Source organism: Paenibacillus sp. FSL L8-0333 (genome assembly GCF_037965665.1).
GTDB lineage: Bacteria > Bacillota > Bacilli > Paenibacillales > Paenibacillaceae > Paenibacillus_AQ > Paenibacillus_AQ odorifer.
The window spans coordinates 2,479,352-2,502,237 of sequence record NZ_CP150186.1 but is presented as its reverse complement, the minus strand read 5'-3'; the positions used below and the strand labels follow the sequence as shown (position 1 = coordinate 2,502,237).

The 22,886-nt window shown below is 43.7% G+C and carries 15 protein-coding genes; 5 read left to right on the top strand and 10 right to left on the bottom strand.

From position 1 onward, the window contains the following. Positions 1-113: 113 nt before the first annotated feature. Together NYE72_RS10955 and NYE72_RS10950 are read right to left on the bottom strand one after the other, a co-directional pair. The gene (locus NYE72_RS10955) at positions 114-1,688 is read right to left on the bottom strand and encodes a response regulator transcription factor (protein WP_076104649.1); all 1,575 of its coding nucleotides are present in this window, start codon (positions 1,686-1,688) and stop codon (positions 114-116) included. Continuing rightward, positions 1,663-3,501: a sensor histidine kinase gene (locus tag NYE72_RS10950; protein ID WP_179089002.1), complete on the bottom strand. Its 1,839-nt coding sequence runs from the start codon at positions 3,499-3,501 to the stop codon at positions 1,663-1,665. Before NYE72_RS10950 ends, NYE72_RS10955 begins: the two co-directional genes overlap by 26 nt. A 249-nt stretch (positions 3,502-3,750) precedes the next feature. On the opposite strand from NYE72_RS10950, the gene NYE72_RS10945 reads away from it, so the two are divergent. From NYE72_RS10945 to NYE72_RS10935, 3 genes are all read left to right on the top strand, one after another. Then, positions 3,751-6,897: an alpha-mannosidase gene (locus NYE72_RS10945; RefSeq protein ID WP_339211783.1), complete on the top strand. Its 3,147-nt coding sequence runs from the start codon at positions 3,751-3,753 to the stop codon at positions 6,895-6,897. A gap of 154 nt (positions 6,898-7,051) precedes the next feature. Next, a complete protein-coding gene (locus tag NYE72_RS10940) occupies positions 7,052-8,242 on the top strand; it encodes a pectin acetylesterase-family hydrolase (RefSeq protein ID WP_339211782.1) in 1,191 nt (396 codons plus the stop codon). A gap of 46 nt (positions 8,243-8,288) precedes the next feature. Next, entirely contained in the window at positions 8,289-8,924 is a 636-nt protein-coding gene (locus NYE72_RS10935) for a TetR/AcrR family transcriptional regulator (RefSeq protein ID WP_051491631.1), read from the top strand. Positions 8,925-8,926: 2 nt separating this feature from the next. Here the strand turns inward: NYE72_RS10935 and NYE72_RS10930 are convergent, their stop codons facing one another. From NYE72_RS10930 to sbnA, 5 genes are all read right to left on the bottom strand, one after another. Continuing rightward, on the bottom strand, positions 8,927-10,279 hold the full coding sequence (locus NYE72_RS10930) for a HAMP domain-containing sensor histidine kinase (protein WP_076100804.1): 1,353 nt from the start codon (positions 10,277-10,279) through the stop codon (positions 8,927-8,929). Then, positions 10,276-10,953, bottom strand: a complete 678-nt coding sequence (locus NYE72_RS10925; protein WP_076100805.1) for a response regulator transcription factor — start codon at positions 10,951-10,953, stop codon at positions 10,276-10,278. The genes NYE72_RS10930 and NYE72_RS10925 overlap by 4 nt, the downstream gene beginning before the upstream one ends. A gap of 59 nt (positions 10,954-11,012) precedes the next feature. Next, positions 11,013-12,986 carry a serine hydrolase domain-containing protein gene (locus tag NYE72_RS10920; protein WP_076100807.1) on the bottom strand — a complete coding sequence of 658 codons (1,974 nt, stop codon included), beginning with the start codon at positions 12,984-12,986 and terminating at the stop codon, positions 11,013-11,015. A gap of 201 nt (positions 12,987-13,187) precedes the next feature. Next, positions 13,188-14,153, bottom strand: coding sequence for a 2,3-diaminopropionate biosynthesis protein SbnB (locus NYE72_RS10915; protein WP_076100808.1), 966 nt, complete (start codon positions 14,151-14,153; stop codon positions 13,188-13,190). Between the two features lie 24 nt (positions 14,154-14,177). Continuing rightward, a complete protein-coding gene (sbnA, locus tag NYE72_RS10910) occupies positions 14,178-16,385 on the bottom strand; it encodes a 2,3-diaminopropionate biosynthesis protein SbnA (protein ID WP_339211781.1) in 2,208 nt (735 codons plus the stop codon). 162 nt (positions 16,386-16,547) lie between these two features. Here sbnA and NYE72_RS10905 point away from each other — a divergent pair, with 162 nt between their 5' ends. Continuing rightward, on the top strand, positions 16,548-17,357 hold the full coding sequence (locus NYE72_RS10905; protein ID WP_339211780.1) for a YheC/YheD family protein: 810 nt from the start codon (positions 16,548-16,550) through the stop codon (positions 17,355-17,357). Positions 17,358-17,428: 71 nt separating this feature from the next. On the opposite strand, the gene NYE72_RS10900 is transcribed toward NYE72_RS10905, so the two are convergent. Both NYE72_RS10900 and NYE72_RS10895 read right to left on the bottom strand, forming a co-directional pair. Next, entirely contained in the window at positions 17,429-18,451 is a 1,023-nt protein-coding gene (locus NYE72_RS10900) for an NADP-dependent oxidoreductase (RefSeq protein ID WP_094902539.1), read from the bottom strand. A gap of 127 nt (positions 18,452-18,578) precedes the next feature. After that, positions 18,579-18,875 carry a metalloregulator ArsR/SmtB family transcription factor gene (locus tag NYE72_RS10895; protein ID WP_038569940.1) on the bottom strand — a complete coding sequence of 99 codons (297 nt, stop codon included), beginning with the start codon at positions 18,873-18,875 and terminating at the stop codon, positions 18,579-18,581. A gap of 129 nt (positions 18,876-19,004) precedes the next feature. On the opposite strand from NYE72_RS10895, the gene NYE72_RS10890 reads away from it, so the two are divergent. Further along, positions 19,005-19,784 (top strand): helix-turn-helix domain-containing protein, encoded by a 780-nt coding sequence (locus tag NYE72_RS10890; RefSeq protein ID WP_051491630.1) that lies wholly within the window; start codon positions 19,005-19,007, stop codon positions 19,782-19,784. A 47-nt stretch (positions 19,785-19,831) separates the two neighbouring features. Here the strand turns inward: NYE72_RS10890 and NYE72_RS10885 are convergent, their stop codons facing one another. Further along, a complete protein-coding gene (locus tag NYE72_RS10885; protein WP_339211779.1) occupies positions 19,832-22,699 on the bottom strand; it encodes a glycosyl hydrolase 115 family protein in 2,868 nt (955 codons plus the stop codon). Between the last annotated feature and the right edge of the window lie 187 nt (positions 22,700-22,886).

Genomic DNA, 22,886 nt, shown 5'->3' with positions numbered 1-22,886 from the left:
ATTTAAAAAGTCTATTTCCCCTTAAATTTGAGCAAAAAAAAGGAAACATTCTCGTTATCAGCGTCCATGAAACCCGTACTTGAACGTGGATAGCCAGGAACATTTCCTTTATTTTAGGATTTTGCTTTTTTGTACATATTCCGAAGCTCTGTCGGCGATACACCTACTGATTTTTTGAACTGGCGATAGAAATATGCTGGATCCGGATACCCTACTTCAGCTGCAATTTCGTTGGTTAGTAACGTAGTTTGTAGCAGCAATTGTCTTGCCTTTTCAATTCGAAATTGATTAACATAATCAGAGAAACTACGGCCCATTTCCTTCTGAAATAGCTGTCCCAAGTAATTAGGATGCATTTCCATACGCTGACTGAGCGTTTTCAGGGATAGCTCTTCTCTATAGTGTTTGCTTACTTGATCAACCATATATCTCATATTCGGACTGAGCTCATCACTTACTAACGATAATTGGTCCAGTGTTTCTTTCACACTTTCCTGCACATGGTGCACCAATTGCTCAATAGTATGTATGCGCAGCAATGGATTAAACACGGCACTAAAATTAGAGTTTTTCTCCATTTTCTTGGCAATCAACATTAACTCAATCGCTACGTTGTAATTATCAATACGGGTAATCATGCCACAGCCAAACAGCTTTTCGAACGTTTCTGCGATAAACTGGTTCGTAGCTTCACGGTCTCCAGATAATAATAATTTGGTGAATTCCTCATAATCAATTTCGAGCTTCTCCTCGTGCAGAACCATCTTTGACAGTTGTTCCGCATCTATAATCGGGTAGCCAGGTAGCATTAGATGATCAACATATAAACTCTTCGCTTTTTTATAACTTTTTGGGACTTCCTGAAAAGCATGCTCCTTACTTCCTATCGTTATCCAGACAGACTTCTCCAACTCATGCATAATCTCATATTGTACTCGTTCCAGTACACAATAAAGCTCTTCTTTGTTCTCAGCTTCAGCCCGCTCAGCAATAATAAGAACAAGATCACCTTCCATATCTATAAATACAATAACGGTTCCAAGTTGCTCTAATGACTTCACAGCGATACGATAACATTCATCCATAAGCTGATTCCTGTGGAGTTTATCCTGCCCCTCATCGTCATCCTGTTCGGTGATAAGCCGAATCGCAGCCACCGTAAAAAATGAACAGTCCAGTGAGATATTTAAGACTTTTGAACGGTGCTGTAGCTCCTGCCTACCTATATTGCCAGTTACCCAGCGGTTTAGAATATTGTTGCGCAGAACTTGCCAATCCTCTTTAGCATGAAATTGTTCAACATCCTCTTGATTCAGCACTTCAACAATTTGTTCAATGGTTGATTCCAATTCATTTATATTAATGGGTTTGAGAATATAATTTTCAATGCCTAGACTCATTCCAGCTTTTAAATACTCAAATTGCTCATAGCCGCTCAAGATAATAAATCTCATTTTTGAATCAAAAACCTTTATTTGTTGAATCAGTTCAAGTCCCGTAAGTTTTGGCATCGTAATGTCAGTAATTAATATGTCGATCCCTTCATTATGATTGCGCAGAAATTCTAAAGCTTCTTCCCCATTAGACGCTTGTCCCGCGATTCTCAATCCATATTTTTCCCATTCAATCACTGAACGTAATCCTTCAAGAATAAGAGGTTCATCATCCACGATAAGTATATTGTGCATTATTAGTACTCTCCCTTACTACTGGTATATTCATGATGACTATTGTTCCTTTATTTACTTCACTAGCGATCGTCAATCCATATTCAGTCCCATAATAAAGTTTAATTCGTTCATTCACATTACATAGGCCTACCGAAGAAGGAGGTTCATCCATTCTCATACTGACTTGAAGCATTTGCTGTAGCTCTGTTAGCTTGCTGGGAGTAATTCCATTTCCGTTATCACTTATAGCAATTTGAATTTCCCCGCCAGATTCAGTAACTTCAATACGGATGAGATTGCCAAAACGGTCAGGTCTAAATCCGTGAACAATATAATTTTCAATAACCGGTTGAATAAGCAATTTAACGATAGAACAATTCATGGCAGCTGGACTTATTTGTGATTCGATTTGGAGCCTATCTTTATGTCTAATCTGGAACAACTCCAGATACAAATTACAATATTCAATCTCATCAGATATTGTAACGACCATGCTTTTCTTAATCATCGTTCGAAATAATGTCGATAAAATGTAAATCATCTGACCTACATCCTTCGCTCCTTGCGTAATTGCCCGCATCCTAATCGCCTCAAGTGTGTTATATAAAAAATGTGGATTAATCTGTGATTGAAGTGCAACTAGCTCAGCATTTTTCTGGGTAAGCTCCGAAATATACACTTTGTTAATATAGAGTTCTAGTCTTTCACACATATAGTTAAAATTGTTGGCAATTAGCTGCAATTCATCTTCTCGATTAAGGTGAATACGTGTGCTCAAATCACCTTCCTGTAAGCGCTTCATAGATTTGACAATGATCTTCACTTTTTTAGAGAAACGTAAAATAATTCCGTATGTAAAAGACATTGCAGTAATAATAAGCGCTGTGGTAATTCCGATAATCCAAGTTCGAACCGTTTTCATTTCGTTGTTGACCTGTGACTTCTGAATGATTCCTGCCATAATAAGACCTGAGCTGTTCGTTGTATTTAAGTTAACCTTGGAGATCTCATCCAGTGTTATCCAGCCATCCGTATGAAGCGCATCGATATGTGGATATCGCTGTCCCATATACCTTCCCAATGAATCATATATAACGTCACCGCTTGGGGTTAAGACCAACAATTGACCATTATTTTCTGTAACTTTTGTGCCAAGCCATTTTGAAATAAGTTCCGCGTCAAAATCTACTATGAGCATACCGATCGTTTTCAGTGTAATCGGATCTTTAATCTCCCTAGTCATTGTATACAAATTGTTATTGTCTTCTCTTATTTCCTTAAGCACTAATTTGGTTTCATGCGAGACCCAGCCATTCTTCGGTAAGGATAATTTTTGCTTAGGACCGTCCATGTCGCTCAAATAGAATTGTCGGGTATTATTTTTATATAAATAATAAAATTCTTTCTCTGTGCTGTACAAAATAACGTCATAAATCCCATTTTTCTGATTCAAATAGGTTTTGAAATACGTATCGAACGTATGAGGAACGGAGCTCCCTATATCTGCATATTGATCTAAACGGTATTTAAGATAATCCCCATAATCATTTTGCAAAAAGTAGGACAAATCCTCACTGACAGAGGCATCGCTATATATTTGCTGGATAGCCACTTGGATGCTTTCGTACTGCTGATTCATATACAAACTTACATAATCCAGCACCTCCCGATTGGCATCTACATGTTGGCGAGTGATCGTCTGTTCATAGTATTTATATACGGTAATGGAAGAGGCTATTAACGTAATTATGATGATTGAAGAGTATATAGCTAATATTTTATTGAACAGTTTTTTCTGCAAATGGTTTTGATAAAATTTCTTTACATTCAACAAAGCCACCTTCTTTCTGAATATCACCTTTAGGATTAGAAGCTTAACATCACACTTCTTTTTCTGCAATGGAAGCGCATGCATTTTTTATTTATAAATTCTAGCGCTCCAACTTTTCTCTCCACCGAGAGTTTACAACTCACAAAAAATCGTCTATAGTTGATTTCTACCCCCCAAACAAACCTATAATAACCCAAATAGATCTTAATTTCCTCGTCCCCCATCAACATATTGGAGGGGCTATTACTCATGTTTCTAACCAAACGCAAACTCAACTCCCAACTAAACGAAATTTCCGAATATCGTTACCGGGATCGTATACACATTCCTTTTTTCAACTCATTGATTGACGAACAAGGTGAAATTGCAGCCGAACCGCCCGTGGATGGAGAATGGTCTGAGCTACGAGTTGGCGATACCTGGAAAGGCCGCGATTTGTATTTATGGCTAACGACAAATATAGACGTACCCGCCACTTGGGCAGGCCGTAGAGTACTGGGTCGATTTGATTTTGGCGAGACGGGTGCTGGAAACAACTCCGGATTTGAATCCTTATTCTTTTTCAACGGCAAACCCTATCAAGGTGTAGATTCCAATCATACCGAAGTGTTCTTGCCAAATGAAACGGTAGGCACTAAGCTTCCACTGACCTTCCGGTTATGGTCGGGACTCGAAGGTGGCGGCCCTAAAAAGGATCAGACACATGGCATTCGCATGGCTGAAATTTGTTGGCTGGATGAAGCAACGGATGATTTCTATTTTACCGCGCTTGCTGTAGTCGAGACGCTGAACGTACTCGATGCCAAAACTCCAGAATATACACAACTTATGAGTACAGTAGACCGCTCCTTTCTTCTGATCGACTGGTCTCGTCCAGGTTCAGACAACTTCTACGCTTCGATCGGGGAAGCCCGCAATTATTTGCGTGATGAAATTAACAAAATGGAAAAATCCTCACCAGTCACAGTTACCTGTATTGGCCATACCCATATTGATGTGGCTTGGTTGTGGCAATTGAAACACACCCGTGAGAAATGTGCGCGTTCCTTCTCAACCGTACTGCGTCTGATGGAAATGTTCCCGGACTATACCTTTTTACAGACTCAGCCGCAACTCTATGAATATATCAAAAATGACTATCCAGAAATCTACGAAAATATTCGTGAACGTGTGGCTGAAGGACGCTGGGAAGCTGGCGGCGGCATGTGGCTTGAAGCAGATTGCAACTTGACCTCAGGAGAGTCTCTAGTCCGTCAATTACTGTATGGAACTCGCTTCTTACGTAATGAATTTGGGGTTGAATGTGACTATTTATGGCTGCCGGACGTATTTGGCTACAGCTGGTCCTTGCCACAAATTCTAAAAAAATCAGGAATTAATACCTTCATGACCACAAAAATTAGCTGGAATCAATATAACCGGATGCCACATGATACCTTTCAATGGCGTGGGATTGATGGCACAGAGGTGTTAACACATTTTATTACAACGCCAGAGCCTTGGTCCGAAGAAGATTCTTGGTTCTACACTTATAATGGCCGGATTATTCCTAAGACTGTAAAAGGAATTTGGGATACCTACCGGGATAAAGAAGTGAATCGCAATCTGTTACTTTCTTACGGATATGGCGATGGTGGCGGGGGTGTGAACCGTGAAATGCTAGAGATGCGCCGTCGGCTAAACGATCTTCCCGGTCTGCCGAAGATTGAAACAGGAACAGCGGGAGACTACTTCCGTAACTTGCAAGAAACTGTTGCAAATACGGATCGTTATGTCCATGTATGGGATGGCGAGCTTTACTTAGAATATCACCGCGGCACCTACACAAGCCAAGCCTACAATAAGCGGATGAACCGTAAGCTTGAACTGCTATACCGTGAGGCGGAATGGCTAAATACACTGCAAAGTGTGATGACAGGTGACTGGTCGAACTATCGTCAGACCGATTTAGACGAGGGCTGGAGAATTATTTTGCGCAACCAATTCCATGATATTATTCCGGGCTCTTCGATTCGTGAAGTATATGAAGACAGTACGATTGAATATGCACAAGCAGAAGCAATAGGTCAGTCTGTCTGGGAGCAATCCAGTAAGGCACTTGTGAGCGGAAATGAAGCCGGTAAATATACGATCTGGAACAATGCTGCTTGGGAGCTGACAGAACTCGTAGAAATTACTGTTGAAGCCGGGATGGAAACAGGACATTGGATAAGCTCAGAAGGAAAACAACTACAAGCTCAACGTGAAGGTGACCGCTGGATCGTTGAAGTATCTAACATTCCTTCTCTCGGATACACAACCATTTCCTTCGTAGAAGATGTAAATTCTGAGTCTCTAAGCGCTCCATTCAAGCTAAATGAATCAGGAGTTTCAACGCCTCACTTCGAAATTGAATGGAACGAACAAGGGCAATTAGTATCCATCTATGATATAAATGAACAAAGACAAGTATTAGCAAACGGAAGTCACGGTAACGTGTTCCAAGTGTTTGAAGATAAACCTCTGGCCCATGAAGCGTGGGACATTGACATCTACTATCAACAAAAAATGCGCGAAGTAATCGACTGCCGTAGTATTGAAGTCATAGAAAAGGGTTCACTGCGATGTGTTGTACAATTCACATGGAGTTATATGGATTCCACGATTAAGCAGCAAATGATCTTACATGCACACCATCGTCGTATCGATTTCGTGACGAAGGTAGACTGGCATGAGCGACAACAGCTAATGAAAGTAGCTTTCCCTGTTGCGATACGAGCTACCGAAGCCACTTATGATATCCAGTTCGGTAATGTTACGCGTCCAACACATTGGAACACTAGCTGGGATTACGCTAGATTCGAGACTGTGGGGCATCAGTGGGCGGATTTATCAGATCGTGGTTATGGCGTTAGCTTGCTGAACGACTGCAAATACGGTTATGACATCAAGGATAATGTGATGCGTCTATCCTTAATCAAATCGGCAACGCACCCTGACCCTGAAGCGGATCAAGGCGAACATACTTTCACCTACTCTATCCTGCCTCATACTGGGGATTGGCTACAGGGTGGCACCGTCCGTCAAGCTTGGTCCGTCAACAACCCTCTACGGAGCACCATGGGTCAAGCAGAAGTAGCAACCAAGTCGCTTATTCGCCTTTCTAATCAAACGGTTATGGTTTCTGCGATCAAGAAGTCTGAGGATGGTCAAAAATTAATCGTACGTGTGCACGACTATTCTGGAAGCCGCCAGCAAATTGATATGACTAGCGACTTGAATATTATTTCGTGGCAAGAGTGTAATCTAATGGAGCGTCCTGAAGGGGAAGTCCTCACTGAACCTGTCATTACTTTTATACTTGAACCTTACGAACTAAAAACATTTGAAATCGAAGCAGCAAAACTAATAAAGTAACGTACAAAAATCGGGGTGTCCCTGTAGCCATAGATCAAAGGTTACGTAGGACACCTCTTTATATATTTTCTCACGATTGTTTCTTATGCTTTTAAGTATACACCTTGTGCAATGAGTAATCTTGACGTATACTCCGAGTAAGGGAGAGATGGATATGAGAAAAATGAGGAAAATCACAATATTCACAGGTATTGGGTTATTCAGCCTTGTTTTGATTGCCATGTTTGTAATCAGCGCTTTTGTAATCAAAAGACCGGCGACTACCACCCCCGTAATCGCGGAAGTGAAGCCTTACAAGTGGAATAAAGTCACGCTAGACGGAAATGTCATATCAAGTGATGGATCAGAGTATTTTTTGTGGAATAAAAAGGGTGAAAATAATAACTGGATCATCTTCTTTTCCGGGGGCGGGGCCAGCTGGGATGCCCAAAGTGCCGCACACCCCATAAAGCTTATGAACTTTATTAAAGGTGGAGATACAGGCAACTATTTCCCCAACATCCCCTTCTATATGCTTACATTGCTGAGAGGCATGATGGATACGGATAACCCTGCCAATCCATTTCATGGCTGGAATGTGGTCTACCTTCCCTATTCGACCGGTGACTTCCATATCGGCAACCGCACAGTTGAATATAAAAAAGATGACGGCAGCCCCTTTACTATGCGTTATAACGGCAGCAATAATGTGCGAAGCAGCCTCGATTGGATATATGCCAACGTGGATAAACCCGGCAAACTACTGATTGCTGGCGAAAGTGCTGGTGGCTTTGGGTCCGCTTTTTGGGCTCCCGAGATCGCCTCTCACTACAAGGACTCCGAGATCTTCCAATATTCGGACAGTTCCTTCTTGAAATCAGACAAGTGGCCAAATGTTGTGAAGCAGGAATGGCAGGCAGACTTCGTGAAGAACTTCGGATATGCCCCTGAAGCGGATATCATCGGGGCAGCTTTTAAAGCGAACGGCCATCTACTTCCTGCGAATGCGATAATATTGCAATCCTACTCGGTATTTGACGAGATTCTGATCCACTTTCAGAACAACATCAACGATTACAAGGGGCCAAGAGATCAAAGCATCATTAATGAGTGGTCACAGGAAATGCGGCAATCTGTTTCTTCTTTGGCAGCCACTTTACCTAATTATTATTACTATCTCACCGACTATGGACTGAACGCAAAGACGGGTACAACTCCGCACACTTTTGCCACCAGAGAGACCTTCTTTCAGGCTGAACAGGATGGTGTGAAGCTTCTGAATTGGTTAGGTGATGCGATCAACCGGCAGAACCCCTATTCAGTGGGCAGCAAATTCCTCATGAATTCGAAGCCAGCTCAGAAATAGTGCTAGAAGCAGCGGAAGAGTTGCAACAAGACAGGAGAGAAAATCAATGAATTTGCGGGAAAAGCAAATGCAAATGACAAGGGAGATCATTAAGGATACAGCGCTTAGCTTATTCTGTGCCCAAGGTATTGAGCGCACGGATATGGCACAGATTGCGGAACAAGCCGGCATCTCCCGGCGTACTTTGTATCATCATTATAAGGACAAGGAAGAGTTAGCCGCTCAAATCTATGCCCTTAATCTGGAGCGGATGTTTGGACAGCTGCTGTTTGATTTTGATTTTGAACACCCTGTACAGTCATTGGAGAACATTCTCGATAAATATCTGGCGTTAAGAGATCATCAGGAAGCCCTGATCTACTATGATGCCATTTTTGGAGTTTACTACAGCACGCTTTCCAAAAATCCCGCGGAACTTCCTGACTTTAAGCAGGCTATGGAAGGCTGGTATTCACGGTTAATTCTCCTTGAGACAATTTCAGTCGCTCCGGAGGAAAAAAATAAGTGGCTGGACATTCTGCACAAGTCCACCCACCTGTATTTCATGTATTTACAAAAAGCCGTCATTATTACTCATCAGCGGGGGGGTGTGGTTACGGAGGAAGATCGGGTTATGGACCGGCAATTCAAGGATTTCATTATGTTTGGCGTACGGCAATCCAAGAATGAGACAAACCCTTAATTTCACTTATGGGGCAAACTGACGATAATCGTCGTTCCCGCTCCAACCGCACCGTCCACTTCTATGTTTCCCTGATGCAGGGAGACAATTTTTTTAACGATTGCAAGTCCCAAGCCATTGCCATTGTTGTTTCCATTCCGTGACTTGTCTATTTTATAAAATCTTTGGAATACGGTGTTGAACTCTTCCGGGGAAATCCCGATCCCGTTATCACTGACGGTGACCGATACATCTGCTGCACTGTCATCTATACTGATGCGGATGTTCCCGCCTTCCGGTGTGAACTTGATGCTGTTGCTAAGCAAATTCATCCATACTTGCTTCAGCTGATCTTCATCACCCTTAATTTTGACAGCTTCCGGCAGCTCAAGATCGATAACGATGCCTTTGGCTGACCATTGTGGCTCACAGGTCACAACGATGGTTCTAATCTGCTCGTCAAGATTGAAGGAACCTGCATTAAAGGGATGATGTTCAGAATCCAGGGAAGCGAGCTTCAGCAAATTATCACTTAACCTCGACAGACGCTCACTCTCAGCAATGATGATATCAAGATATTCAGAACGTTCCTCTTCCATGATTAGATCATTGTTCTGCAATGCCTTAGCAAAGCCGGAAATAGACGTAAGCGGTGTCTGAATTTCATGAGACACGTTGGATACGAAATCCTGCCTCATCTGTTCTAACTGCTTCAACTCCCCGGCCATCTCCACATAGCTTTGTGTCAGTTCCCCTATTTCGTCTACTCGGTTTACTTTAAGCGCTACCTCGAAATCACCCTTGGCTAGCCTTCTTGTCGCATTCGTCAAAGCTTTGATCGGCTCCACCAAATATCTGGCGGCAATAAGAATGCATAGACTACCCAGTAAAAGCACGAGTAAAAGCACAAAGAGCAGCATCCGATTGACGATATTTTCGTTCTCGGCAGAATACTGCAAGAACATTGCTTGCCACTCCCCGTTAAACATAAAGGGCATCCCGATAAAGGTATCCTTATCTTTCGCAGAGGAACGATAGAGTTTTCCTTGCAGCACTTGTTTCACAGCATCGGGGGTGATAGTGACGGCCGGACTATCCTTAAGCCCATAGAAGGTATATTCCCCGGAATGATTATACAGGTGGATAGGGTATGCAGATACCTTAACCATACTATTCAAGAACTCGTCTGTATCCTCAGGCTTGGCGTCATCATAACGGTGAATGATCTCCTTCCCCACTGTGATCATTTCATTCTGTCCCTCGTAACTTATTTGTTTCTGAAAGACATACAAACCAATGAAAAAGGAACAGATCAGACTAAAGATAATGATGCCTAGAAACGTGAGAACGACGCGTACATACAATGTCTTGATCATAGCGCAGGGATCAGCCGGTATCCTAGGCCGCGGGCCGTTTCGATTTGAAATTGCTCGTCGTTACCGCAGAATTTCTCCCTCAACCGGCTTATATGCACATCTACAGTCCGGCCGTCTCCTTCATAGTTCAATCCCCAGATTTGAGAAATCAACTGTTCTCTTGTGAAGATTTGCCTAGGGTGACTAGCCAGCAGAAACAGTAGCTCAAATTCCTTCAAAGGAATCGTTACCGGTTCTTCATCACGCGTAACCTGGAAAGTGCGGCGGTTAAGCACCACATTGCCCAACTGCACAGACTGGGAAGAAACGACCAGCGAGCGTTTAAGCAAAGCCTTTACTCGCATCACCAGTTCAAGCGGATCAAACGGTTTGGTCAGATAGTCATCCGTGCCGAGTTGAAAACCTTTCACTTTATGTGCAGATTCTCCTTTAGCCGTCACCATGAGGAGGGGAATGTTGGCATCAGAGCGCCTGATTTCTCTGCACAGATCCCAACCATCCAATCCTGGCATCATAATATCTAGGATGACGAGATCGACTCGCGAGTTCTCTATAATGGACAGCGCTTTGGTGCCATCCCTGGCTTCTTTGAGGTCAAAACCTTCTTTTCGCAAAAACAAAGACATTAGCTTTCGGATGTTATCATCATCATCAGCAATAAGTATAGTAGCCACGATTGTCCTCCTCTCATAAGCTTACATTATATATGATAAATTCTTGACAAGAAACGAAGTTATCCGAACTGCCAACCCAACAGGTTCCAATAGTAGAAAAACAGAGTTATTGCTACAGCCGAAAGTGCCACTAGTGTATAATGCACACGCTTGAAAACTGTCCAGTATTTATTCTTCCAAACCAGTATAGCCGAGATTAGCAAAGCTAAAGTCAGACCAACCAAAAGGATTGGCATAACTAAACTGAGAGAAAGCGAAAGACTGATACCACTGAACTTCTGCATCGTGTCCATGGACATAACCACCATAAATATCGTGACGAAAGATAGCAGCGCCCACCCGGCAGTTCCCGCAGATAAGCGGATGGCCCACTTTTCCGGAGGCGTCATCGCCTTGATCTTGCGTCTGGAGAAGATTAGTCCAAGCAATGCAGTGATGAAAATCAACCCCGAGCCGCCAAGTAAAATAAGCCAAAACTTATTCTGATTCAAGAGTGGCGTACGCTCCAGCGGCATTTCCGGCGCCATACCTAAGAGCATATGTGTAACCTTACCGGACTCATCTGTGCGGAAGCCGATTTGTTCGGTACCTCCCTCGAGCTGGAACAGATTAGGACCGATTTCTCTGTACAGCTGTTGTTCACTACCACTTCCCAAAGATAGCTTATTCTCCTCTACCTTAACATTTAGCTGGGCAAAAAAATTGAAAAATTTATCAATATCACTGTGGTTACGGCGTGTGAATTGATAGGTTCCCGCATATTTCTGAACAGATTCCACAGAAGTGGAGAATTCAGGCTGCTTCGCTTCAGGATCGGGATAATAGCGCTCAAAAAAGGCATGGACTAGGCCTGCCGCGGAATCACCGCCCTGACCGCCGTTATAGGAAACAAAGATACCTATATGCTTGGCAGGCACAAGATAAAACTCGGTATTAAACATGGGGTCGGAACCACCATGAGTAATTAGTCTAAGACCATTGATGCGTTTCTCAGAGAACCCCAGATCTACTCCCGGCAGACGTTTATCGAATTGGTACGCCGTTGAATGCATTAGTTCTGCGGTCTCCGTTCTAAGAATCTGCTGGTCACCATATTTCCCGTTCTGCAGATGGGCAATCATAAAGTGCGCCATATCTACTGCTGATACTGTACCCGAGCCGGCAGGACGAAAGCCGCCCTCGAAGGTAGGTGTGCCAGGAATAAAGCTGCCGTTCTCACTCGTGTACCCTACAACTTGATTGGGTATGAATGACTCCGGCAAAGGCTCTACCACAGTCGAATATTTCATGTCGAGCGGATCGAAAATATACTTTTGTATATAGTCATTGTAAGGAACACCGCTGACTTCCTCCACTATCAGACCCGCGAGTGTAGCCCCGAAGTTCGAATAAGAACTCATCTCTCCGGGAGGTCTTACCCGTGCCAGCATATGTTCATTGAGTGTTTCCGAGATTGATCCCGGCAATTTGGCAGGGTCGGTAGTGATTTGATAACCCACTCCACCCTCTTCAAACCCCGCTGTATGTGTCATCAAATGGCGCATCGTGATCGGCTCAGGATAAGTAGCAGGGATCTTCACTGATTTCAGGTAGGTGTTAATATCAGTGTCCAGATCTATCTTGCCTTGTTCGACCAGTTGCATCACCGCTGTCCAGGTGAACAGCTTTGTTGTTGAAGCGATTCGAGACATGCTGGTTGTCGGATCAACCGGTGCCGCTTCTTCCAGATTGGAACTGCCATAACCTTTGGCTAAAATAATCTTGCCGTCTTTTACAATGGAGATAACCGCTCCCGGAATTTGCAGCCGGTTCATATCTTTTTCCATAATTCCATCAACGAAGCTAGTCAGTCCTGCGGTATCATCGAGCTTGGCAGATGCTTCAATTTGAGCTGCCGGTAGCGTGGTTTGACCCATTTTGGTCTCAGCCGAGGCCTGTTTCCCGGGAAATACCAAGCTTGCGCCTAAGCCGGCACTAATTATAGCCAATAGAGTCAGACCAGCGATCAGCCTTTTTTTCATAGGTGTTAACATTATTATCCTCCGAGTCATCATTTATTGGGGTGGATGATCATCCGCCTAACACTTATAGAGATTATCAGAGTATTATGAATGGAACGTTAACAAGACAATAAAAAAACTAGACAGCAATCCACCCTTAAAAGTGACGGATCATAGTCTAGTTACATCACAAAAACCTATAAAAAATCCCATAGCGAACGTATGCCTACCACCTTACTGTAGCTCAGTCCCGATCCCTTTTTCTCTCGCCTTTTTCACGAAGTATACCGCTGTTGCGATATCAAAAACCGCCATCCCCATCGGACAAAAGAAAATCGGCTCATCTGCTCTGAGTTCATTCAGGCAATGGCGCGAGACAACATCGGTAATCATTCGGGTATCGGCACGAGTTAACCCATGTTTCAGATGGAGCTGCTGTATGTCAGTATTCTCGCGGCACACCTCATCCCAGTCGTCGACGATTATGGCCTTCACCGAAGCTAATGCCTCAGGCTTATAATCACGCAGTGAAATATTCAGTAGAAGACTACCTTCCGCCGGAAGCATATCGATATATCTATGATTGGATACGGTACAGGTGATAAAGATATTGGACTTTCGATAAACGCCCGCCCACGTCTCCTCCACTTCTATCCTATCCTTATATATAGATGAGATGTCTGACAAATCTACTTCCCTTATATCAAAGATGCGGATACGTTCAACTCGATCTCCGTACAATGCCATAACCATTTGAAAATGATATCGCCCGATTGGTCCCCAGCCGATAATGCCAAGATGAATCCGTTCAAGTGAACGAGCCTGCAAAAAGTGACCAATCATCAGTCCACTGATGGAAGCTGTCCTTACGATGCTGGGGAGCGGAGAGCTTAGGACGGATATAGGCTCGCCCGTAATGGGATCATTCAAGACAATGATGCTATGCGCGCGGGGAAGACCAACCTGGATATTATCCGGGAAGCTGGAAATCCATTTGATCCCTGCTGCGTTCACGTTCCCCCCTACGTATGCGGGCATTGCAATAATACGATTTTGAGGATTTTTATACCTTAGGTAAGGTTTTACGGGCTGCGCGTAATCTCCAGAATCAAGTATGCGCACCGTAGTTTCTATCGATTCCACGAGAGAAGGCCAATCAAGCCCCACCTCCCGGATGTCCCGATCGTTTAAATACAGCATTCCACAACCTCCTTTTGCCGTTCGTTAAGCAAGAACATCTCCACCGTCAGGCGAGAATTCCTGCCCAAATTCATTCTGAATCCATGGGTCAGAGTATACTGTATCGAGGTAACGCTCCCCTTTGTCATGCAGAATCACCGCACAGACAGATCCTGGAGCCATTTCTTGCTCCATACGCCTAACAGCGGCAAGGTTAGCCCCCGAGGATGCACCGGCCAGAATCGATTCATTCTGGGCGAGTGCTCGGCATCCTTTTACGATATCCAAGTCTGAGACATGCACAATACGGTCGATTAAATCCGTTCTGCAGAAAGGGGGTACGATGCCAGCACCCAGTCCCGGGAACCGCCGTTTCTCTTTCTTGCCACCAAAAATACTACTTCCCTCCGCATCGACGGCAACAATCTTAGTCTTCAGACCCTGATCCCTTACATATTCCGCGAGGCCACGAATCGTGCCGCATGTACTTACGCTGCAAAACAAATAATCCACTTCGCCAAGCTCAGTCACGATTTCTTTCATGGTCGTATGGTAGTGGGACAAATAGTTATTTGCGTTTGCATATTGATTCGGCCAGTAGCTGCCCGGTATTTCCTCCAAGAGTCGCTGCACTTGATTCAGTCTAGCAGGCAGATATTCACCGGTCTCGGGATCGGGTTCGCTAACAAAGTCAATTTTTGCAGTTAATGCTTTCAGAATCTGCAGATTTGTTGTGGTAGTTCTTGGATCAACCACACTAATAAACCGCAGCCCTAAATATTGGCAAATCATCGCCAAGCTAATCGCCATATTTCCCGAACTCGACTCAATAATAGTAGTTCCCGGCCCGATTTTCCCTTCCTTCCATGCCTCATGGATCATCCGCAGAGCTGGACGGTCTTTCGCACTTCCTCCCGGATTTAGCAGTTCCATTTTTGCGTAGACTTCGAACTCACTGTTCTGGAACAGATTATCCAGCTTGATTAATGGTGTTTTTCCGATAGTCGACAAGATACCGCCTTGGATATTTATGTCCACCTTAGCTTTGTCCTTCTGATAATATAACTTCTTGTTCTTGACCTGCCCGCTGGCCAGCGAATCCCCTTTAGCTACTATAATGATCTCAATATCATCAAGCAGATGGTTGCGAATCATCATCCCGATTTCCGGAATACACTCCCTGATTTCCTCTTTGATTACCGGAATAATAGAGGGCTTCACAGATTTACTCTTGATATAAATAGAGAGCGCATTGTTTTTTACCTTGACCCGAATGATCGCATCTTCAATATGACGGTATACGACCTGCTCGATATCGTACAGGCTGATCTTCTCACCGTGCTTCAGTTCTTGACCCACTCTTTTTACAATAGACTCAAAGCTTTGTTGTTCAACCCCGTCTATCATCACAGGCCTAAAATCCCTTACAACGTCATAAGTAACAAAACGAAGAGCTGGCAGCATCTTGCGGACAGTTGAGGTAAGCACCAGAATACTTTCATTGTTCCGAAGTGGCCTTACTTCTTCGTCTAACTCCTGAACCCCGATTCCTTCCGCAAAAATTCCGTCGGCAAAAATGTACCTGCCATGATCATGGGAGTAATAAGCGATCGTACCGATTTCAATGGAGCCGTAAGTATCGATGATGTCTCTAGGCTCAATACCGAACATGCCAGCCATGTTCCGCTGCCACTCAGGCGGAGCAATTTCCCCTACCAAAATAATTTTGCGAATTCCGAATTCACGCGGGTTTCCGGCAGCATATACGATATGGTCAAGGATGGACGGCATCGTATAGAGCAAGTCAGGTTTAAAAGCTTTAAGCTGTTCAATATGCTGTTCGATTGGCAGTTCAAAGGGTATTGAACTTTTTTCCAATCCTAACCTTTCAAAAATGGTCAGCGCAGTATTTGCTGCATGTCCAGTGCCCATATCCGCCAACGCTCTGTTACATCCGCTTCCCGCAATAAGCTCGCCGAATAGCTTCGTTTTAATATCCACATAGTGTTTGTCATCTTCCTCAGAGTAGAGGATTGCTTTTCTACGGCCTGAGCTTGTACCAGACGTCCTATAAACAGTCCAAGAAGGATCGATGGGTTGGTTATAATAGAAGGTTTCAAGTGTTTTCGAAGACATAAGAGGTAAGTTCTGCAGGTTATAATTCGTTTTCTCCCCATCGATCAGCCCCTTGTACCAAGGGTATTCGTCCATTACTTCTTGCACCTTATTCTGCAATTTCCCGAGCAGCATCATAGCCGCCTCCCGTTGACCGCATGCTGCAGCCCAAGTTTAATAAATGCCTCCAATATTCATATGTAGAATTCTTTGCATGTGTTCTATTATTCTGTGGTTGCCCAAGCAAAAACTGCGTATTCCCGTAATATAGCCTATAGATATATAGAACGGAGGAACAAAATGAAGGAGCCAATACGGCGGATATCCAATAAGCTGACGAAAACAAGGGTACTGCTTAGAAAACAAGAGCTAAGGAAGTATATCCCGGTAACGAAAAAAATGAATAAAAACGTACTCTATGAGATGTTGCAAAAACATAGAATGGTGTACATTAAGCCCTGCTGTGGATCTTTGGGACAGGGTGTAATCCGGATTGAAAGATCACAAGATCATTCCGCCAAAAAACGACCAGCCTACAGCTATCAATCCGGTACGCATAAACATACATTTTCTGATTACGAGATGGCTTATCGGGCAATCTTTAGCGAGACCCAAGGAAAATCCTATTTGGTGCAAAAGGGGATTTGGCTTTTGGTTTATGAAGGAAGGCCATTTGATATCCGGGTAATGGTGCAAAGAAATCTTAAGGGTGGGTGGGAAGCTACAGGCATTGCGGGTCGCGTTGCTCATCCTCGCAAAGTGGTTACGAATGGGAGCCAAGGGGGAACGATTTATCCGGTAGAGGCATTATTAGAATTCTACACAAACGTAGAGAATAGTAGCACGTTGATCCGGTCCATGAAACAAATTGGAGTGAACTCCGCCAGACAGCTAAGCACAGCCTATCCCGACCTGCAGGAAATCGGTGTGGATATTGCCTTGGATCGACGCCTTAAACCATGGATCTTGGAAGTAAATACGGCCCCCGATCCGTGCCCGTTTACCAAACTGAATGACACCAGCATGATTGAGCGAATCGTCAAATATGCGAAAGCCTATGGCCGCACATACAATCTTAAATGCATGAAGTCCAAACAGGGTATGGTCTGAACAAATTAGATTGGTGATAATACAAACAACCCTGATATATAGAAGTCTCTACCAGGGCTGTTTGTGTTGTTTTAGAATTCGGAGTCGCTCACCTTAACAAGCATCTTCCCTAGGTTCGCACCTTGGAACAATTGCAGGAATGCTTCCACCACATTGTCGAATCCTTCAACAACTGTTTCTTCATATTTTAATTTACCTTCTGTTAGCCATTTTCCAAGCTCTTGAAGGCCTTCTGACTGGCGGGCTGCGTAATCACTAAGAACAAATCCTTTGATAAGGGAGCGGGTTTTGATCAATCTGCTCTGAATACGTGGACCCATATCTCCGTCTGTACTATTATAGGAAGAAATAGCGCCACATAGTGGAATACGTGCATAATCATTAAGCAAGCTCATCACAGCATCTGAAATCGCTCCACCCACGTTGTCAAAATAAACATCAACACCATTTGGACATGCTTCTTCCAAAGCCTGGCCTAAATTTTCCGTTGTTTTATAATTAATGGTTGCATCAAAGCCAAGTTCTTTTTTTAAAAAGTCGCATTTGTCATCGCTACCTGCGATCCCAACGACACGAGCGCCTTTGATTTTGGCAATCTGTCCAACAAACATCCCCACTGAACCCGCTGCCCCAGACACTACGACAGTCTCTCCTTCTTTCGGCTGACCGATATCAAGTAAACCGAAATATGCAGTGAGCCCTGTCAAACCAAGAACACTTAAGTAAGCCGATACAGGTGCAATCGAATCATCGATTTTGGTTACTGCTTTAGCATCTACAGTATTATATAACTGCCAGCCCAGCATACCGATGACTTTATCTCCAGCTTTGAATAGCTCCGATTTGGAGTCTACGATCTCTCCCACAAGTCCTCCAGCGATGACTTCATTAAGCTGATACGGAGGAACATACGATTTAGCATCATTCATTCTTCCGCGCATATAAGGATCCACTGACAAATACAACGTACGTACAACAACTTGTCCTTCTTTTGCTTCAACTACAGGAATATCTTTGAACTCGAAATTTTGCTGGGTTGGCATGCCTACAGGACGTGAAATTAACAGGACCTGTTTATTTTTCAACTGATTCATAGATCACTACTCCATTAATATTTATTTTTGCTGCTACCTATAACTATTAACCAAACCCTGTACATGATTATCAAATAGTTATAAAACTATCAAACTATCAAGAAAAAATTATAGGTTTCCGGACATATTATAAACTGTCCAAGAAACCCGGTAATAATTCGCTAAACGTATCCTCTCGAAGCTGGCTAATCTTATTCTGCCCCATACGTGTGACACTTACTAAATCAGCTTCATACAAAATCTTCAGATGGTACGACACATTAGATTTGTCCATTCCCATAGATTCACCAATGGACCCACATGTATTGTTCTCCTTATGGAGATGAAGATAACGAATCATTTCAATTCGTTTCACTTCTGCTAATGCTTTAAAAATCTTCACTCGCTTTTCATCATCTTTTAAGGAATATTGTTCGATAGTCATAAAACTATTTTATTCTTCTGATTGCGCAAAGTCAATTTACAATCCCATTTCTTAATCGGTTTCATTTTTGTATAATATACCAATCGGCATTAGCGCGGCTCTATTTATTAGGAAGGAGGGGTGGTAGAAATGGACATTACCAAATATGAAAATCTTGTTCCCCGTGTTTTTTTGTTTGTTGATCGCCGATCCTTCCCGGATTGGGAGATTACGAGGAGTAAAATCGATTTCCATGATCTTACCTTCATCGTAGAAGGGAAGTCTGACTATTTTATTAATGGAGAGAAATTCACGGTTGAAGCCGGAGATATGCTCTATGCCCCTTCTGGCAGCATTCGGGAAGCTCAGACCTTTAAGGAGGCACCCATGCGTTCTTTTGCGTTTAATTTCTTCTGGGAGGGGGAGGACAATCATGTGCAGCTCCCTTTTGAGACTGTAACTAGGAATTGGAGAACTAAAGAGATTCTAGAGGATATTAAAGAATTCTCACATGTCTGGATGGGCAAACAACCTTTCTACAAAATGAAGGCCCGGGCCATCTTTCAACTGATAGTGTACCGCTTATTAAGTATCGCCCACCATCAAGAAACACCTCTGATAGATCTAAGAATCCAAAAAGTGATGACCTATATTATGGATCATTATTCGGAGGAAGTTACGATCAAGGAGCTGGCAGATTTGGTTGCCCTAAATCCCGTATATCTTGGTAAGCTATTTAAGCAGAACACTGGCTCCACCTATAAAGAATTTATAAACAAGGTGCGGGTGAACAATGCTGAGATGATTCTATCGGCAGGTGGTTTTAATGTGTCCGAAGTGGCAGCGCACTGTGGTTATCAAGATGTCGCCTACTTCAGCAACGTTTTCAAAAATATAAAGGGTTATCCTCCGTCATCTGCCCTGAAATAACGGAGGATTCGAAGCAACAACCCAGTTGTTCGCCCTTTTAATTCAACCTAACTAAGAATGGACGCCGTCCCGCTAGTATAAAAGCTCTCCTCCGGCCCTAAATAGGAATAAGGAAGCTGGGCAGCGGACAATACAAGCTTTTGCAGAACCAGACCCGCATCCAATCCGTAAAAGCTGAGGGTATGAAGACCCTTTGTTAAAGCATGGCTGGTGGTCACAGCATGAATATTGTCCATAACCGCGCGGCACCACGGTTCATTATCATGATTACCGCCTTCAAAGTTCGTTGGTAAAGCATCCTTAATCACGGGTGCCTGATCATCGAAACCTATCGCATATTTCAACCCACTAGTTTGTGACAGATTGTTTGTCGGCGCAATATACGCGGTTAAGCTATAATCAGTGTCCTGCTGCACTATAATCCGATATTCCAGATAAGGTGCATCCTCCGGTTGTTCAAAAGATACAGCATCCGGATACATTTTAACCGAGGATAAAGAACGTCCATAGCTGTCAATGGTCTTCCATACCACCCCTGATTTCGAAACACGAGTTATGGTATGCTCCGCTTCAATGGACACAATATTATGGGTCTCGATGAAAGTCATCGGTGGCACATCCGGAATGTCTATCCAATCCACGGCTGCCTTCACCTTAACTATATTCCCGGCACCGGAGATCGTAATTTCGCCCGTCGACGCTTCTTTGACCTTCTCCCAATCTACGGAAACCTGAAGCGTCTCCCCTGCCTCAATCCAGCCGCGTATTTTCTCAAGCTTGATCCAATCCACGCTGCTCCGCACCTGATATTCAAAACCCGCTTCTCCACCGTTACTGATTGTTATGCGATAATTTTCTTTTTGAAGATTTGTAATTACCGGAAGTTCAACTGTGCCGGAAACATACGCTTGTTCCGTTCCTTCCACATCGACAATCATTAAAGAACCTTTGGCGGGAGTTTGGGTGTTTACATCCGGATAGTTCCACCCTTCTGCATTCCAATGTATATACCCAACATGAGGGGAACTCATCATTCCCTGCCATTTTCCATCCGAAATCCCGCTATTATAAACCAACTCCAGATACTTATCCCGTTCGATGGTTTCGCGGGTCAGAGCAGCGTAAGTATTTGTCAACATACTATTTCGTTTAGCGTATAGATGGTTCAGTCCAGCATAAATTTGCATTTTGACCACATTGGCCGAGGCAACAGCAGGGAAATATACGAGCTGGAAGTAAGCATCCTTTAGTTGTTCCGGGATTAGCTCATCGTATTTGCCGGCAGCCTTCTCGATCATCACCGCTTGCTCCAGAACTCTGTGCGCCTCATTGTAATGGATAGGACTGAAGGTGGACGGATAAATAATTTCAGGCTTGCGCCGACCGTTCATCCGGGTATAATCCCCTAACAATTGTGCGATTCCCAGACATGTCTCTTGTTCCAGCGCATATCCGAATTGCTGCTCTACCCAACGGTTGGTGTATTCCACAGTCCGATTGATTGCACCTGTCCCCCATACCTCAAAATCGTAGGCCAAATCCAGAAAGTAGGAAATAGGCAATTCCATAGGCTTCAAATCCCCGACGTTCACAATCCATACATCACGGATGCCATAGTCGAATGCCATACACATTTGCTCCCAGACTTTTTCAAGCGGGGTCGTATTTAACCATTCATAGGAATGCGGACCACCATGATAGTCAAAATGATAATACATCCCCCATCCTGCGCTGCGGTTACGTTCGTTTTTCGTCGGGATTTTGCGGAGATTGCCAAAGTTATCGTCAGCAAGCAGGATCGTAACGTCATTCAGAACATCCCAGTCCTTCAACCCTTCCACCCCGGCAGTGCCATACCAGTACTTCTCAACTTCCTTATAAACAGCCAAAATTTGCGGCGCATGTTCAAGATTGTATTTCTTCAATAGTTCTTTTTGCGTAAGTATAATGTCCTTCAGCAGATCAATATTCTCCTGGTCGGAGCCCTCCAGCGCAGAGTCACTTTCCCCCCGCATACCTAGAGTAATCAAGTTATCAAAGTCCTGATTGCGCTTGATTCCGTCTTCCCAGAAATCTGTAATCGCCTGTTTATTACGGGCGAAATCCCATAGGTTACTTGTCCCGTATTGACTGTATACCTTCTGCCATTCACTGCCTGCCCGGAATAAGGGTTCATGATGGGAGGTCCCCATAATAATTCCGTATTCTTGTGCATGCTTGGCGTTGGCAATCGGGCTGCTTTTACCATTCAGGCTGAATTCGGCGCTCCACATCGCCGGCCATAAATAATTCCCCTTCAAGCGAAGAATGAGTTCAAATACCTTGTCATAGAAATCTTCATTAAAATCACCAAAGCTTTGAGTTACCCAAGAACCTAAAGACGGCCAGTCGTCATTCAAAAAAATACCTCTATATTTAACCGAAGGCTCCTTGGAGATCACATGAAGCTGGTTATCAGGAATGGACAATGCCGGCTTCTTCTCCGGCACAATATCCGCCCAGTACACCCAAGGACTAACTCCAATCTTTTCGGAGATCGAATACAACCCGTAAATCGTCCCCCGTTTATCACTTCCTACAATGACGAGCGCCTTATCCACTCCCGCTGTGGGTTGTTCAACCACCTGAATTTTATAACATTCTCTTTTACCTTGGATGGCCGATACATCAACGGTTCCCTCCGCGATTAGACCATCGATAAAATCATTGCTGCCTATCGATCCAGCGATTATGACTGTTCCATCCAATTCGTTCAATTGTGTATATATCTCAGGCTCTACCTCTGTTACCCGTTTAACATCTGCTGTAAAAGACTGTGCCACCCGGCGTAATCCCTCATAATCTTTCCCCTTGGGGTCTACGTAAATCTTGGCAGCACTGCCCTGCTTCACAAGGTGCAATTCCTTCGTAGGCATGATAATTCTCCCCTTAAGCATCCTATTTTCGTATGACTAGGCACATTATATAAGTAAGCGATTTCAACATCCATGTGTAAACTAGCAACTTTTTGTAATTATTAAATGAAACTTTGTTTATCGGTTGAACAATCAGGATATTTGGTGTTAGTGTTAACAGGTATTCTATCTAACAGAAGTATGTTTT

Coding starts and splice junctions, on each gene's coding strand:
- NYE72_RS10955 (WP_076104649.1), bottom strand. CDS start 1,688: ATGCACAATATACTTATCGTGGATGATGAACCTCTTATTCTTGAAGGA.
- NYE72_RS10945 (WP_339211783.1), top strand. CDS start 3,751: ATGTTTCTAACCAAACGCAAACTCAACTCCCAACTAAACGAAATTTCC.
- NYE72_RS10940 (WP_339211782.1), top strand. CDS start 7,052: ATGAGAAAAATGAGGAAAATCACAATATTCACAGGTATTGGGTTATTC.
- NYE72_RS10935 (WP_051491631.1), top strand. CDS start 8,289: ATGAATTTGCGGGAAAAGCAAATGCAAATGACAAGGGAGATCATTAAG.
- NYE72_RS10930 (WP_076100804.1), bottom strand. CDS start 10,279: ATGATCAAGACATTGTATGTACGCGTCGTTCTCACGTTTCTAGGCATC.
- NYE72_RS10920 (WP_076100807.1), bottom strand. CDS start 12,986: ATGTTAACACCTATGAAAAAAAGGCTGATCGCTGGTCTGACTCTATTG.
- NYE72_RS10915 (WP_076100808.1), bottom strand. CDS start 14,153: ATGCTGTATTTAAACGATCGGGACATCCGGGAGGTGGGGCTTGATTGG.
- sbnA (WP_339211781.1), bottom strand. CDS start 16,385: ATGATGCTGCTCGGGAAATTGCAGAATAAGGTGCAAGAAGTAATGGAC.
- NYE72_RS10905 (WP_339211780.1), top strand. CDS start 16,548: ATGAAGGAGCCAATACGGCGGATATCCAATAAGCTGACGAAAACAAGG.
- NYE72_RS10900 (WP_094902539.1), bottom strand. CDS start 18,451: ATGAATCAGTTGAAAAATAAACAGGTCCTGTTAATTTCACGTCCTGTA.
- NYE72_RS10895 (WP_038569940.1), bottom strand. CDS start 18,875: ATGACTATCGAACAATATTCCTTAAAAGATGATGAAAAGCGAGTGAAG.
- NYE72_RS10890 (WP_051491630.1), top strand. CDS start 19,005: ATGGACATTACCAAATATGAAAATCTTGTTCCCCGTGTTTTTTTGTTT.
- NYE72_RS10885 (WP_339211779.1), bottom strand. CDS start 22,699: ATGCCTACGAAGGAATTGCACCTTGTGAAGCAGGGCAGTGCTGCCAAG.